The sequence below is a fragment of the Salinibacterium sp. ZJ450 genome (assembly GCF_011751885.2).
Classification (GTDB): domain Bacteria; phylum Actinomycetota; class Actinomycetes; order Actinomycetales; family Microbacteriaceae; genus Ruicaihuangia.
Genome location: NZ_CP061771.1, coordinates 2,419,137 through 2,434,019 on the forward strand (window position 1 = coordinate 2,419,137; position 14,883 = coordinate 2,434,019).

Annotated in this window: 15 protein-coding genes; 5 read left to right on the top strand and 10 right to left on the bottom strand. The window is 65.6% G+C overall.

The window, feature by feature from the left end; genetic code table 11:
* Positions 1 to 31: 31 nt before the first annotated feature.
* Both ligD and HCT51_RS11630 read left to right on the top strand, forming a co-directional pair.
* Positions 32 to 1,282, top strand: a complete 1,251-nt coding sequence (ligD, locus tag HCT51_RS11625; protein WP_166874345.1) for a non-homologous end-joining DNA ligase — start codon at positions 32 to 34, stop codon at positions 1,280 to 1,282.
* A 148-nt stretch (positions 1,283 to 1,430) separates the two neighbouring features.
* On the top strand, positions 1,431 to 2,636 hold the full coding sequence (locus tag HCT51_RS11630; protein ID WP_166874660.1) for an MFS transporter: 1,206 nt from the start codon (positions 1,431 to 1,433) through the stop codon (positions 2,634 to 2,636).
* Here the strand turns inward: HCT51_RS11630 and HCT51_RS11635 are convergent, their stop codons facing one another.
* From HCT51_RS11635 to HCT51_RS11675, 9 genes are all read right to left on the bottom strand, one after another.
* Complete coding sequence (locus HCT51_RS11635) at positions 2,637 to 4,208, bottom strand: tripartite tricarboxylate transporter permease (protein ID WP_166874348.1); 1,572 nt, start codon at positions 4,206 to 4,208, stop codon at positions 2,637 to 2,639.
* A gap of 21 nt (positions 4,209 to 4,229) precedes the next feature.
* Positions 4,230 to 4,769: a tripartite tricarboxylate transporter TctB family protein gene (locus tag HCT51_RS11640; protein ID WP_166874351.1), complete on the bottom strand. Its 540-nt coding sequence runs from the start codon at positions 4,767 to 4,769 to the stop codon at positions 4,230 to 4,232.
* Position 4,770: 1 nt separating this feature from the next.
* Positions 4,771 to 5,778 (bottom strand): Bug family tripartite tricarboxylate transporter substrate binding protein, encoded by a 1,008-nt coding sequence (locus HCT51_RS11645; RefSeq protein WP_166874354.1) that lies wholly within the window; start codon positions 5,776 to 5,778, stop codon positions 4,771 to 4,773.
* A gap of 182 nt (positions 5,779 to 5,960) precedes the next feature.
* Positions 5,961 to 6,953, bottom strand: coding sequence for a hypothetical protein (locus HCT51_RS11650; RefSeq protein WP_166874357.1), 993 nt, complete (start codon positions 6,951 to 6,953; stop codon positions 5,961 to 5,963).
* Between the two features lie 25 nt (positions 6,954 to 6,978).
* Positions 6,979 to 7,893, bottom strand: coding sequence for an arginase family protein (locus HCT51_RS11655; RefSeq protein WP_166874361.1), 915 nt, complete (start codon positions 7,891 to 7,893; stop codon positions 6,979 to 6,981).
* A 40-nt stretch (positions 7,894 to 7,933) separates the two neighbouring features.
* Complete coding sequence (locus HCT51_RS11660) at positions 7,934 to 8,929, bottom strand: hypothetical protein (protein WP_166874364.1); 996 nt, start codon at positions 8,927 to 8,929, stop codon at positions 7,934 to 7,936.
* Between the two features lie 75 nt (positions 8,930 to 9,004).
* Entirely contained in the window at positions 9,005 to 9,826 is an 822-nt protein-coding gene (locus HCT51_RS11665; RefSeq protein ID WP_166874367.1) for an MIP/aquaporin family protein, read from the bottom strand.
* 127 nt (positions 9,827 to 9,953) lie between these two features.
* On the bottom strand, positions 9,954 to 10,352 hold the full coding sequence (locus HCT51_RS11670; protein WP_166874370.1) for a hypothetical protein: 399 nt from the start codon (positions 10,350 to 10,352) through the stop codon (positions 9,954 to 9,956).
* Positions 10,353 to 10,432: 80 nt separating this feature from the next.
* Positions 10,433 to 10,942, bottom strand: coding sequence for a DUF1269 domain-containing protein (locus HCT51_RS11675; RefSeq protein ID WP_166874373.1), 510 nt, complete (start codon positions 10,940 to 10,942; stop codon positions 10,433 to 10,435).
* Between the two features lie 172 nt (positions 10,943 to 11,114).
* On the opposite strand from HCT51_RS11675, the gene HCT51_RS11680 reads away from it, so the two are divergent.
* Positions 11,115 to 12,062, top strand: coding sequence for an NHL repeat-containing protein (locus HCT51_RS11680; protein ID WP_224760466.1), 948 nt, complete (start codon positions 11,115 to 11,117; stop codon positions 12,060 to 12,062).
* Between the two features lie 20 nt (positions 12,063 to 12,082).
* On the opposite strand, the gene HCT51_RS11685 is transcribed toward HCT51_RS11680, so the two are convergent.
* Positions 12,083 to 12,721: a dihydrofolate reductase family protein gene (locus tag HCT51_RS11685; RefSeq protein ID WP_166874375.1), complete on the bottom strand. Its 639-nt coding sequence runs from the start codon at positions 12,719 to 12,721 to the stop codon at positions 12,083 to 12,085.
* A 237-nt stretch (positions 12,722 to 12,958) separates the two neighbouring features.
* Between HCT51_RS11685 and HCT51_RS11690 the strand changes: the two genes are divergently transcribed.
* Positions 12,959 to 13,339 (top strand): SHOCT domain-containing protein, encoded by a 381-nt coding sequence (locus HCT51_RS11690; RefSeq protein WP_166874378.1) that lies wholly within the window; start codon positions 12,959 to 12,961, stop codon positions 13,337 to 13,339.
* Between the two features lie 64 nt (positions 13,340 to 13,403).
* Positions 13,404 to 14,882, top strand: coding sequence for a cardiolipin synthase (gene cls / locus HCT51_RS11695; RefSeq protein ID WP_166874382.1), 1,479 nt, complete (start codon positions 13,404 to 13,406; stop codon positions 14,880 to 14,882).
* Position 14,883: the final 1 nt, after the last annotated feature.

The window sequence follows — 14,883 nt, forward strand, 5'->3', positions numbered from 1 at the left end:
GCCGAGGAGCGGGCGGGGTTATGGTGAACTCGTGAGCCCGACGACGAGCCCGGCCGAGGTGTTGCACATCGACGGCCGCGAGGTGCAGATCTCGAATCCCGGCAAGGTTGTCTTTCCCGAGCCCGGTCTCACCAAGCTCGACCTGGTCAGGTACTACCTCGCCGTGGCCGACGGGGCGCTGCGCGGGGTCGCTGGCCGGCCCATGGTGTTGAAGCGCTTCGTGAAAGGCATCGAGCAGGAGGCCTTCTTCCAGAAACGCGCCCCCGACAAGCGACCGGAGTGGATCGAAACCGCCACACTGCACTACGCGTCGGGCAACTCGGCCGAGGAGGTCGTGGTGCGGGATGCCGCCGCGCTGGCGTGGGTCGTGAACCTCGGTTGCCTCGACCTCAACCCGCACCCGGTGCGAGCCGAGGACCTCGACCACCCCGACGAGCTCCGCGTCGACCTCGACCCGATGCCCGGCGTCGACTGGCGGCAGATCGTCGATGTCGCCATGATCGCCCGGGAGGTGCTCACCGACCATGGCCTCGTCGGCTGGCCGAAGACCTCTGGCTCCCGGGGCATCCATATCTATGCCCGGATCGAACCGCGCTGGGATTTCCGACAGGTGCGGCTCGCCGCCGAAACGCTCGCCCGCGAGGTAGAACGGCGCGCGCCCGGCCTCGCCACCGCCAGGTGGTGGAAAGAGGAACGCGGCGAGAGCGTGTTCGTGGACTTCAACCAGAACGCCAAGGACCGCACCGTGGCATCCGCCTATTCGGTGCGTCCGCTGCCCGATGCGCGGGTGTCCACCCCGCTCGGCTGGGACGAGCTGGCCAACTGCCGGCCCGAGGAGTTCACCGTACGCACGGTGCTCGAACGATTCGCGGAACGCGGGGACGCGGCATCCGGAATCGACGACGCCGTCGGCAGCCTCGACCGCCTCCTCGCCCTCGCCCTCGCCGAGGAACTCGGCCCTGCCGAGAAGCCGCCCAAGTCGTCGGACGGGACCGGACGGCGAACCTCAACGATGCCGCTGATCGAGATCGCGCGCGCCAAGACCAAGCCGGAGGCACTCGACGGGCTCGAGCGCTGGAAGGCGAAGCATCCGACGGTGGTGCCGCTGCTCGAACCGGCCGATGTGCTGGTGGACGGGATGCGCGGCTCGAGTTCGCTCTGGTACCGGATTCGGGTGAACCTGCAGCACGTGCCGGAGGATGAGCGGCCGCGGCAGGCGGAGCTCGAGGTCGACTATGATCCGTGGGCGGGCAAGACCTGGCCCGGGCGGTCGACCGACTGACCGAGCCGCCGGCGCGGTCGCCGCATCGCATCAATGCGCCCGGTTGTGGTCAATGCGGCCGCTATGGCGACGGCATTGACCACAAACGGGCGCATCGTTCGAGCCGCGAGGGCCGGCGGGGTGCCGCAGCACGTACGCTGATCGGGTGATGCGCCGCCTGCTCGCGCCCTGGTTTTTACGGGCGCGCCTTCCCCGGGAACGCCTGCCCCGCGACGTTTACGTGCTGGGACTGATCGCGTTTTTCGTAATGGTCGGCTTCGGCGTGGTCATCCCGGTGCTGCCCGTCTACGTGCGCGAGTTTGGGGTCGGATACCTCGAGGTCGGCGCGGTGGTGTCGGCGTTCGCGCTGATGCGGCTGGTGGTCACGCCGTTCTGCGGACGGCTGATCGACCGCATCGGCGAGCGCACCATCCTCGCCACCGGCATCGGCATCGTCGCCGTCTCCACCGGGTTGGTCGGCCTCGCCGCCGACTACACGCAGGTGCTCGTGCTGCGCGGCGCGGGCGGGATCGGCTCGGCGTTGTTCACGGTGTCGGCGATGACGCTGCTGCTCGGGTCGGCGTCGGCGACGCAGCGGGGCCGCGCCATGAGCTTCTACCAGGGCGGGTTCCTGATCGGCGGCATGGCCGGCCCCGCGGTCGGCGGGCTGCTCGCGACGATCTCGCTACGCGCCCCGTTTTTCTTCTACGCCGGCACCCTGCTGATCGCGGGCCTGATCGGGCTGCTCCTGTTGCAGCCGGCGCGGCCGCGGACCGATCGCGCTGCCGCGCCGCCCCCGGTCCCGTTGCGGGAGGTGCTGCGCGACGTGCGGTTCCGTGCCGCCTGCCTGGCGAACTTCGCGCAGGGGTGGGGCACCATGGGTGTTCGTACCGCGCTGATCCCGGTGCTGGTGGTTGAATTGCTGCACGAGACGGCGGCTTTCACCGGCGTCGCCTTCGCCGTCGCCGCGGTGGCGCAGACGCTCGCGCTTGCGCCGGCGGGCCGCTTCGTCGACCGGGTCGGGCGTCGACCTGCGCTGGTCGGTGCGTTCACGATGGCGGGCGGCATCCTGCTGGTGATTCCGTTCGTCGACTCGAGCGCGGCATTGATCGTGCTGCTTGCTCTGTATGGCGCGGCGGCGGCGTTCATGGGACCCGCCACTGCGGCCTCGGTCGGAGATGCGGCCGGGCCGCGCAACGCCCGCCCGGTGGCGATCTACTCGGCGTTCTCGGATGCGGGCGCCATCGCCGGACCGCTGGTCGCCGGCGCCCTGCTCGACGCGTTCTCCTACCCGGCCGCGTTCGCCTCCGCGACCGTTTTTATGCTGATCGCGGCGCTGTACGCGCTGAGGATGCCGCGGCTGCAGCTGACGTAGTCAGGGCGTATCCCGCTTCGCGAGATCGCTGTCTGCGTCGGGAGCGGGTGCGATCGCGAGCTCTTCGGTGAGCGTCTTCTCGAATCGTGCCTGGCGTCGTTTCAGCCAGAGGCCGCCGCCGACAAAGATGATCAGCACGACGTAACAGGCGATGGCGAATGGCTGTGTCACCAGTGTTGACAGATCCCCCTGGCTCAGTTGCAGCGCCTGCCGGAGTTTCTGTTCGGCCATCGGCCCGAGGATCAGGCCCACCACGAGTGGTGCGATCGGATAGCCGTAGCGCCGCATGAAGAAGCCGAGTACGCCGATGATCAGCAGGATCAGGATGTCCACCACACCGAAGTTGACCGCGTACGCTCCGAAAACCGCGAAGGTCAGGATGCCGGCGTACAGGTACGGCCTCGGGATCTGCAGCAGCTTCACCCAGATGCCCACGAGCGGCAGGTTGAGCACGATCAGGATCACGTTGCCGATGTACAGGCTCGCGATGAGCGCCCAGACCAACTCCGGCTGGTTGGTGAACAGCTGGGGTCCCGGTTGGATGCCATAGGTCTGGAAGGCGGTGATGATGATCGCCGCCGTGGCTGTGGTGGGCAGACCAAGCGTCAGCAACGGGACGAGTACGCCGGCGGCCGCGGCGTTGTTGGCCGACTCCGGTCCAGCGACACCCTCGATGGCTCCGCGGCCGAACTGATTCTTGTGCCTCGACAGCTTCTTCTCGGTGGCGTAAGAGAGGAAGGTGGCCACGTCTGCGCCACCGGCGGGCACCACACCGACGGGGAATCCGATCGCTGTTCCGCGCAGCCACGGTCGCCATGAGCGTTTCCAGTCATCCCGTGACATCCAGCTGCGCCATCCTCGGGTGACTGGGATGAGCTGCACCTTGCCGTGACGCAGCCTCGAGGCGACATAAAACGTCTCGCCGACCGCGAATAGGCCCACCGCGACGAGCACGACATCGATGCCGTCAGCCAGCGGCAGCAGTCCGAGGGTGTAGCGCTGTTGGCCAGAGGTGATCTCTGTTCCAATGAGGCCGATAAACAGCCCCACGCCGAGCGATGCCAGGCCGCGGGAGGGAGAGCTGCCGAACAACGCCCCCACCGTGATGAAGGCGATCACCATAATCGCGACATAGTCGGCCGGACCCAGCTGCACTGCGAGCCGAGCAAGCCCGGGTGCGACCAGCGTCAGCGCGACGGTGCCGATCGTGCCGGCAACGAACGAACCGAGCGCCGCGGTCGCGAGCGCCGCGGCACCGCGGCCGAGCTTCGCCATCTTGTTGCCCTCGATCGCGGTGACGATCGACGCGGACTCCCCCGGTGTGTTCAGCAGGATGCTGGTGGTCGAGCCGCCGTACATGCCCCCGTAGTAGATGCCGGCGAATGTGATGAGCGCGGCAGTAGGGTCCAACGTGTAGGTGAGCGGCAGCAGCAACGCAACCGTCATGGCTGGCCCGATGCCGGGCAACACCCCGACTGCGGTGCCGACAAGGACACCCAGGAAGGCGAACACCAAGTACTGCGGTTGCAGCGCGGCCGCAAATCCCTCGAGCAGGAGGTCGAAATTCTCCATCGAACTTGTCCGTTCCGTCGTTCAGATGAGGGGTCCGAGCCAGCTGAGCACGGGGCCGAGGGGCAGTGAGAGGCCGAGCAACTCGCCGAAGACGATCTGAATGATCAGCCCGACGGCCAGGCCCACGAGCAGTGCCACCCACCAGCGTTTGGCGCCCAGGCTCCACGCGGCGCCGCCAAACAGCACAGCGGCAGCAAGAGCCCAGCCAATCAGCGGGATGAGCAGGATGTGCGCAATCACCAGACCCGTCAGCTTGGCGAGGGTCAGCCAGTCGGTCTTCGCATTGGGGTCGATGTCCTCTCCCTCTTCCGCGGGACCGAAATGACCGCGCAGTGTTCCCACGATGATCACGGCGGACGAACCAAGCAGGATCACAGACACCAAAATCGGGAACACCGTGGGTCCGACCTGCGCGTTACCTGGCACGCGGATGGCGAAACTCCCGATCAGCGCATACAGCCCCAGCGCGAACAGGAGCACCGCGAAGATGAGCTCGCCAACGTGCCGTGACAGGCGCGATGCGCCCGCCGATCGCTGTGCGGGGCTCGGATCGGCGGTCATGTCAGGCCACTAGCCCGATGTTCTTCAGGGTCGTCTGCACTTCGGCGATGTTGTCGGTGAGGAATTCGTCGAAGTCTTCGCCCACCAGGAATGCGTCCGCCCAGCCGCGCGTCTCGAGTTCGCTAGCCCACGCCTCTGAGTCGTGCATCTCGGTCACCACGAGCTCCAGCGCGTTCCGTTGGGCGTCATCGATCGAGCCCGACGCAACCACACCGCGCCAGTTAGTCAGGGTCACGTCATAGCCCTCTTCGACGATGGTCGGAGTGTCGGGCAGGGCCTCGACCCGCTCGGCCGACGACACCGCGAGCGCGCGCATGTCGCCAGACTCGATGTGCTCCACGAACTCGCCGACGCCGGAAATGCCGGCAGAGACGTTGTTACCCAAGATCAGCGACACCGCCTCGCCACCGCCCGAGTTGGGGATGTAGTTAAGGCTCGACGCGATCTCGTCGCTGCTGAGCCCCGCCGCCTCTAGCAGCAGGCCAGCCAGGATGTGGTCGGCCCCTCCAGCCGACCCACCGGTGATGGTGACGTCCTGGCCGTTCTCCAGGATGTCGTCGACGAGGTCTTGCAGAGTCTCGTACTCCGAGGCGGCCGGCACGACGATCACGAGCGCTTCGTCAGTGAGGCGCGCGATCGGAGTCGTGTCCTCGAGGCGTACTTCTGAGGCGTTTGTCTCGACCGCCCCCACCATCACGAGCCCCATGACCATCAGCGTGTCCGGGTTGGTCTCGTTGGCGAGCGCGGCGAGACCATTGGCCCCACCGGCGCCTCCGATGTTGGTGACGGGTGCTGAATTGACGATGTCCTCAGACGTGAGCACGGAGGACATGGCGCGTCCCGTTTGGTCCCAGCCACCACCCGGATCGGCGGGAACAATGATGGGAACGTCGGTCACGGCGGCGGCGTCTGAGCCATCGCCTGTGTCTCCGCCGGTGTCTCCGGCCGTGCAGCCTGTCAGGGCAAGGACGCCCAGCGCTGCGACGGTTGCGAATGCAAAAAGTCGCACGGTCACTCCTCCTTGAGTGGTCCCGCGGGAGCGTCGAGTCCCCGCAGGGTCTTGAGGCACACGGTAGTCCAGCGACGCGCATTTCGCGGGGTTTCGCGGAAATTGTGACTGAACAGCGGCCTCTACGCGAGTCGGCACGTTCCCGATGGCGAACCCCTCGGGACTAGGCGATCCCCTCGGAACTATGGGTGCAACGTCTGCGCGCCGGCCTCTCGCCGCACACGAAGCAGGCGTCGCACGAACCAGCCCACTACCGCGACCATAACCGCGAGGATCAGCGGCGGAAGCGATTGTTCCGGCGTCCACAGCTCACCCCCGAACACCTGCAAGCCAAACTCGAGCATCCCCCTTGGATCGCCCGCGAGCACCCGGGTTCCGGCCGCCGCGCTCACGGCCGTGAAGACGGCAGGACCGACCCACAGAACCAGCAAGAGACCCACACCGGCGATGATCCGGCCAACCGTCTGGAACCCCGCCCACGCGAGCACCACACCGACGATCAGCGCGGGAACCCAGCGAACGATGCTGAGCATCCACGAGGTCAGGTCACTCGGCACGGAGCCGACCGGAAACACGAGCAGGCTCACCCACGGCCCGACGGCAACGGCGGCGAGGCCGAGCCCGACGGTCGCGCCCGCCACGGGCGCTTTCGCAACCAGCAACAGGATCAGGATGCCGGTCACCACAGAGACGACGGTGACGGCGATCAGCGCGGCGAGGTAGACATCCGCCCACGTACTGCGCTGCAGGCCGCTCATGACGACGACAGCCGTCTGGGCTGCGGCGGCGATTTGCACGAGCAGCACACCGGCAAGGATCGCCCGCAGGCCATTTTTCGGGTGACGCTCCCGCGTCGCGCGAGCGACCACGCCCGCGACCGCTGAGCCGGTGACGATGAGTCCCACAATCAGGGCAAGCATGTACTGACTGAACGGCAGAAGCACGATCGGCATCGACTCGGGACTGGCCGACGTCGCCCACAGGTTCTGCAGCGGAAGACGCATGCCGGTCAGGAACCAGGGAAGCAGTCCGACCAGCGCGCAGGCCACTCCGATGCCGAAGCACCAGACCACGGCCCACCGCTGAGGGGTGGCCTCCTGCTCCGCGACATCCGATGCCAGCGTGCCAGCTGCCGTGTCGTGCGCCGGAGATCCGCCATCGTCGAGGGGTGCCATGCGGCCGAGGCTATCGAGTAAGCCCCTATTGCTCGGCGAGCACCGCGGCGAGTTTCCGAACTAGAAGGGTGATGGTTCGCGCACCGGCCCCGTCGACGTCCTGGTCAGGGTCGTAGATGGCAATGCTGAGGCCGACGAGGCCCGGATGCTGTGCCGCCGAGACCATGACGGCGGCGAGTTGGTCGGGGGTGAGCCCTCCCGGTTCGTCCGGAGCGCCCGGCACGCGTTGTGCCGGAAAGTGCTCGGGGTCAAGGACATCGAGGTCGACATGCAACCACCAACTCTGGCTCGTGCGGGTGACAAACGCTGCGGCCTCGCGAGCGATATGCTCGGGCTCCAGGGCGACGGCCGTGGCGTCCCGCGCATAGGCGCCAAGGCCTGCGACCGAGGCGACATTGAACCTCCGCCGCCAGGAGTCATCGCGCGCGCCAAGCATTGCCAGCCGCTGCGGAGCCATGGTCGGCACCAGCCCGGCAAGCGGACCGGACATCGTCCTGCCCGTCAATCCCAACAGAAGGCCGATCTCGACATTTGCCGCTTCGCCGTCTTCGGACACGTCGAGCGGCATCGTGTCCTCGTGGCCATCGAGCACCAGTAGTCCGACGCCACCCGGCCGCCCGTGGACTGCGGCCATGATGCCGAGCAGGGCCGAGCAGTCGCCGCCGATGACGCAGGGAAATGTGTCGGATGTCGCAGCCCGAGCTACCGCCATCGAGAGGTTCTGCGTCATGGCCACTAGCGCTGACTCATTCATGAGCTTGGTGGCCGTTCCGCGCTCGGGGGTCTGCGCGGGAAGGAGTAGGTCTTCGTCCGTGGCCGTTTCGAGGGGCGCCCACGCCGCCGAGATGCCGGCGTCTCTTATGGCCTGAGCGGCCATGGCCTGGTGTCCCGCTCGACCGTACCCGTCGAACGGCGCTCCGATGATCGCGATCCGCATCATGCCCTCATGACACCACGCCTGATCGGGTCACGGAAGACGTTTATCGGGACTCGGCGCCGGCCTGCGCCGCGGCATTCGCCCGCGAACGAAGCAGGAATCGGATGAACCAGCCGAGCGCCGCGACAGTGACCGCGACCATCAACTGCAGAAGCGCCACGCCCGGAGGCCACAGCACCATCACGATCGATTCCAGGCCATAGTTGAGTATCTCACCCGACGCACCCGCGAGCATGTCAGTGGCAACGCGGACCCCGACGAAAACGGCACGCGCGATCCACAAGATCAGCAACGCAGCGACAGCAGCGCTGACCCGACCCACCGTACGGTAGCCCGCCCAGGCGATGGCCAGACCAACGATCACCGCGGGAATCCATTGAACGTTGTGGAGCCTCGACGCGGTGAGCTCATCGGAGATAATGCCGAAAGGAGCTACCAGTGCGTCCGCCCAGATCCCCGCGGCAATTGCCGCGATGCCCAAGCCGATGGTTGCGCCCGGTACCGGCGATTTGGTGATGAGCAGCACGACCAGGATGCCGATCAGGAGAGAGACGAGTACGACTGTGACCAGGGCAGCGAGAGTGGAACCTGCCCCGGCGCTCCCCTGCAGACCCGTCATGATGACGACGGTGATCTGAGCTGCGGCGATGACCTGGACGAGGAGCACACCCAGTAGTACTGCCCGGAGGCCATGCCGTGGGTGGCGGGCCCGAGTTGCCCGAGCCGCGACCCCTGCGATCGCTGAGCCGGTCACGATCAGTCCGCCGATCAGGGTGAGCATGTACTGGCTGAACATCTGAACCACTGCGGGCGTTGCCTCGGCGTTGGGGGAAGTGCCCAATAGCTTTTCCAACGGAAAGCGCATACCCGTGACGAGCCACGGGAGCATTCCGATCAGCGCAGCAACCACCCCGATGGCGAAGCACCACAGCACGGCCAACTGTCGGCGGGGCACGCCCGCTTCCGCGACATCCGTCGACAATGTGTCAGCCGGGTCCGCTTGGTAAGACGAAGAACCATCACCATTGAGGGTTGTCATGGTGGTGAGGCTATCGGAACACGAGAAAGACGCCAATAGTTGGGCGTCAGTGACTGGTTTGCGATGACGGCGCCGTCACGCCTTGTCGGGACGTTCGACCTCGGTCTCGAGTGCGCCCTGAGCCGCAGCCGAACCGCTGCGGCCACCGCCGTACCCGCGCAGCACGAAGGCGAAACCGACGGCAAGGGCTGCACCCACAATGGGTCCCGCGATATATACCCAGTAGTCGGTGAAGTCCAGCGCGACAAGGTCTGGGCCGAATGTGCGCGCCGGGTTCATCGACGTCCCCGAGATCGGGCTGCCCCACAGCCCGGCGAGTGCGATGTAACCGCCGACTCCGACCGCGCCGGCGACGCCGATGTTCTGCGCGCCGGACGCCGTGCCGAGGATCACGCTGACGAGTCCGAGCGTGAGGACGGCCTCCATCACGAACGCTTGGAACGACGAGTACCCGTCGGCCGGATAGTTGGACCCGTACGACGCCGACACTCCGATCACCGCGTACAGGAACCAGGCGGCCAGCGTCGCGCCGATCAGTTGCGCCACGATGTAGGCGGGCACGCGCCGCCACGGGAAGTCCCCGCGCAGCGAGAACGCGAGCGTCACCGCCGGATTCAAATGGGCGCCGGACACCTTGCCCATGAACAGGATGATCCCCATCACCATCAGCCCGGGTGCGATGACGGCCGCGGTCCTGTTGATCGTGTCGGGAAAGGCCTGACTCATCATTCCGCCGCCGGCGGCGACGAGCACCAGGAGGAACGTCCCAAACAGCTCCGACGCGAGTCGTCGCCACTCCTGCCGCGGGTTCTGGAAATCGGCGATTGGCTGAACGACCTCGGCCTCGAACCACCGCTCGAACCGGCCTCGCGCCGCTGCGTGCGAATCCTGTGCCATCGCCAACCTCGTCCTTCAGAACGGTCGCTGCACCCTGCCCGGATGTAGGCGACGCTAACGAGGCCTGAGACTGTTTCTCATCACCTTGCGGGGGTGACATTCGACCCGCACGGTGCGGTCGCCGAGCTCAGGTCAGCGCGGTGCCCTGGGAAACCCAGACCCTGCCGATTGCGTCGTGGTACTCAATGAGGCAAGCGTCGGCTGCCCGCTGGGTGACGTCGCCATCCGCTTCGGTCGCCGCATGAAAGGAGTACTCGAAGCCAAGCTCGGTTCCCTGGGTGGCCCGCACCTCGCTCGCGTCGGCACCAGCCTCCTGCACACAGTCGCGGTAGTCGTTCACTGACTGGCGGTACTCGGACTCGGTCACGTGCAGGTCGGCGAGCACGTCCTGCTGGTACTCGCTTGAGTTGTCCCGCAGGTCGCGACGCTCATCGTCGTTGAGCGCGTTCCATGGCGTGACGGCGCACCCGGAGAGGAGCACGGCGACGGAGATCACGACGACCGGCGCAACGGCATGGTTTCGCAATCGATGTCCCCCAGAATTTGTCAGCTGCTCGAAAAGCTAGCGCATAGGAACCGGCGCGGCGACCCTCACCCGGCGTCCCGTCAGCTGACCTCGCCTGCGGCGCCCTTTATCGCGGCATCCACGTCGGACGCCTTCACGTCGAGTTCTTTCGCCACGCGCTTCTCTGCCTTCAACTCGGCTTTGTCAATCGCCTTCTGAATCGTAGTCTCACCGATGACAAGCAACGCGGCCTGACCTTCATCAATGAGGTCCCCGAGTTCCTTGACGTCGGAGCGTGAGATTCCACGCGAGAGGTGGCCGCTCGCTGCGCCGATAGCGCCGCCGACGAGCGCAGTGCCGATTACAGCCGGAGGGAATAGAAGTCCCACAACCGCACCGGCCGCGGCACCGCCCCAACCTCCGTGGCGAGTCGCCATCTCGTCCTTGTTGACGTGCACCTTGCCCTTGTCGTCCTTCGTGACAACCCCTGCGTCGTACGTACCAACCGCGCCCGCCGAGTGCAACTCTTTGACTACGTCGTAGTCAACTCGCGCCGCCGCTTCGCTCGGGTACGTGCCGATGAAGAGGAAAACACCATCTGCTTCAGCCATTCTCGGCTCCTATCCAAAGTGGGGAATCTCTCCTGATAGAACCACCGCTGGCATTTGGGGCCATCACTCGGTTGGGGTGAAATGGGCGACTCGTCTCGTTCGCCGGTGAATAACGCCTGAGAGGCCGGTTAAACCCCTTAACAGGGGCCCAATCCGGACGTAGCATGGCCCCATGTCCGGTCGCATGGTCGCGCGTACATTGTCCGCCGCCGCATTGGGCGCTCTCCTGTTCGTATCAGGAACGCCCGCGGTCCTCGCCGCACCGCATGCACCGCCCGGTCACTCCGAGGATGTGATCGCACTGCCCAACGGGTTCCAGCCAGAGGGAATCGCGATCGACCATCACGGCACTGGATACGTCGGCTCACTCGTCGACGGCGACGTCTACGTCTTCGATGTGCGCAGCGGCGAGGAGATCACGACCCTCGAGGGTCCTGGCACGCCGTCGGTCGGCCTGAAGATCGATGACCAGGGTCGGCTGTTCATCGCGGGCGGGCCCACCGGTGAGGCGCGGGTCGTGGATGCCGACACCGGCGACCTCCTGGAGAGCTACACCCTCACCAGCGCGCCGTCGATCGTGAACGATGTCGTCGTGACTTGCGACGCCGCATGGTTCACGGACAGTCAGCAGGCGCAGCTCTACAAGCTCCCCCTCGGAAAGGACGGCGCGCTCCCGGAGTCGGATGCGATCGAGGTCGTCCCGCTGTCGGGCGACTGGGTACAGCAGGAGGGCTTCAATGCCAACGGCATCGCGGAGACCCCTGACCACGAAGCACTCCTCGTGATCCAAACGAACACCGGCATCCTGTTCCGCGTCGATCCCGAGACCGGCGACGCCACGGTCGTTGACCTGGGCGGTGTCGTGCTCACTGACGGCGACGGGCTGCTCGTCGTCGGACGCACCCTGTACGTCGTACAGAACTTCTTGAACACGGTCGCCGTCATCCGCCTCGATGCAGCAGGCACCAGCGGCGAACTCGTCGACCAGCGCACGGATTCCGACTTCCAAGTGCCGACGACAATCGCGAAGTTCCGCGACGGGCTTTACCTCCCGAACGCGCGCTTCGACACTCCCCCGACGCCCGACACCGAGTACTCGGTGGTGCGCATCGATCGGTGATTAGTGGTTCCTGCGTGCAGTCACCGCTCGGCGGGTGCTCCCGGCGGACCGGTGAGCAGCGTGGGGATGTAGTCGAGCAACTGCAGACGCCCGTCAAAGGTCCGACTCTCGACGAGCTCGAGAGCGACATCCGGGTAGCCGTCGTAGATGCGCTCGCTGCCGGTCTTGCCGGTAATCACCGGAAAGACGACCACCCGGAATCTGTCCACCAGCCCCGCCGCGAGCAGCGCTCGGCTCAGGCTCAGGCTACCGATCGTGCGCATAGGCTTCGTCCCACTTCGCTTCATCTCCGCTACCGCCTCGACCGCGTCTGCGTTGACGACCTCGGTGTTGGGCAAGGCGAACGGTGGTTTCAGGGTCGAGGAGAAGACCACTTTGGGCGCTTGGGCAATCCCGCCGATACTGGATTCCTCGTCGGTCGTGAAACTCGATTCTGACTCTGCGCTCTGCGCGGCGAACCCCGCCATCTGGCGGTAGGTTTTCGCCCCCATCAAGATCGTGTAGTCGTTCTCGGGCTGCTCCTCGAGCCAGCGCAGATACTCGGGGCCTTCCAGCCCCCACCAGCCTGGCCAACCCTCTGCGGATGCATACCCGTCGAGCGAGATGATGAAATCCACGAGCAGTTCCTGTGTGGATGAATCGCCAGCATTCTCATGCATTCTCGGTTCCTCCGTTCTCAGTTACCTGATGGACGAGCCTACGGTTGACGCGCCTGGAGGCCAAGGGTGCGACCGGGCGATCTCACGCACACAATCCGCCGCCCCCAACGGCCTGATCGACACCAATCTCACCCCGCCGGGGTGACGATTGCCACGACATTGCGCTCCTAGCCTGATGGAGGGCGCGGGCGCACAGAGCGCGCGCGCCGGATTCGTTCACGGACGATTGGTGACGCCATGGATTTCTGGAGTTGGGTCTCGTGGTTCTTCTGGGTCTTCGTCTTCACGGCCTACCTGATGGTGCTGTTCTCGATCCTCGGCGACATCTTCCGCGATAGCACCCTGAACGGGTGGGTGAAGGCGATCTGGATCATCTTCCTCATCTTCGTCCCGTTCCTCACCGCGCTGATCTACGTGATCGCACGCGGTTCAGGAATGCAGAAGCGTGGGATGGCGCAGGCTCGGGATATGCGGGAGCAGCAGGATGCGTACATCCGCTCGACGGCTGGGGCATCGTCGCCGTCACAGGACATCGCGACGGCAAAGTCGCTGCTCGACTCCGGTGCGATCACTCAGGCCGAGTTCGATGCCCTCAAGTCGAAGGCACTCGCGCGCTGACAGCGGGTGGATGTGGATCGGCCAGCACCTCCATCCTCCGCATGTGGCACCGAGAGGCTCAAACATGGACCCAGTGCTTGGAACGGGCGGAATCTGGGCGGCGGGGTTCCTCATCGACCTGGCCATCAAGATCACCGCTCTCTTCATCATCCCGAGAGGTCGAAAGCCAACGGCGGCGATGGCGTGGCTGCTCGCGATCTTCCTGATCCCGTTCATCGGGATACTGCTGTTCCTGGTGATCGGCAATTTCCGGTTGCCGAAGAAGCGCATGCAGGAGCAGGCACGAATCGATGCGCTGATCGAGGACCGCGTTGTCGCGGAGAGCAGCGTCATCGCTGACGAGTCCTCCTGGCCCAGGTGGTTCCAGCGCGTCGCGCAGCAGAACGAAAAGCTCACGGCGCTGCCGGCGCTCGGCGGCAACGATTCAACGTTGTTCGGGGACTATCAGTCGTCGATCGATGCGATGACAGCGGATGTCGAAAAGGCACAGAAGTTCGTGCACGTGGAGTTCTTCATCGTCTCCTGGGATAAGACCACTCGAGGGTTCTTCTCCGCGATGGAACGCGCGGTCGCCCGCGGTGTGAGCGTGCGACTGCTCGCCGACCACGTCTCCTCCACGAGGATGCCCCACTGCAAGGAGACGTTTGCCGAGCTGGATCGGATCGGGGTGAAGTGGGAGTGGATGCTTCCGGTGATGCCGTTCAAGGGCAAATACCAGCGGCCCGATCTGCGCAACCACCGCAAGATCGTCGTGGTCGACGGGATCGTCGCGTTCCTCGGCTCACAGAACCTGGTCGACCGCACGTACAACTCCGAGAAGAACATCAAACGCGGCCTGAAATGGCAGGAGCTCGTCACCCGGCTTACCGGGCCGGTCGTGGCATCCGTCAACGCGGTCTTCCTCTCGGACTGGCTCATCGAGACCGACGAGAACCTCATCGACACCGAGCACGTTCTCGTGTCGGAGCTCGCCCGCGACACGTCACCCGATGCGGTGGTGTGCCAGGTGGTACCGTCCGGCCCGGGATACCAGACCGAAAACAATCTGCGGCTCTTTTTATCGCTGATCTACGGCGCTAACGAGAAGGTGATCCTCACCAGCCCCTACTTCGTCCCCGACGAGGCAATGGTCTACGCGATCACCACCGCCTGCCAGCGAGGGCTGGAAGTGCAGCTGTTCGTCTCCGAGATCAGCGATCAGGGACTCGTCTACCACGCGCAGCGGTCCTATTACGATGCCCTGCTCGAAGCCGGGGTGAAGATCTACCTGTACCCGGCGCCCTTCATCCTGCACTCCAAGCACTTCTCCATCGACGACGACATCGCGGTGATCGGCTCCAGCAACATGGACATCCGGTCGTTCAGCCTCAACATGGAGGTCTCGCTGATGGTCCTCGGGAAGTCATTCGTCGCAGGCATGCGCCAGGTGGAGCAGGGCTACCGGGACGCCAGCCGCGAACTCACCCTCGAACAATGGCGTCGCGAGCCGGCGAAGGCCTCGTTCCTCGACGGCATGGCCCGACTTACGTCCGCGCTGAACTAGC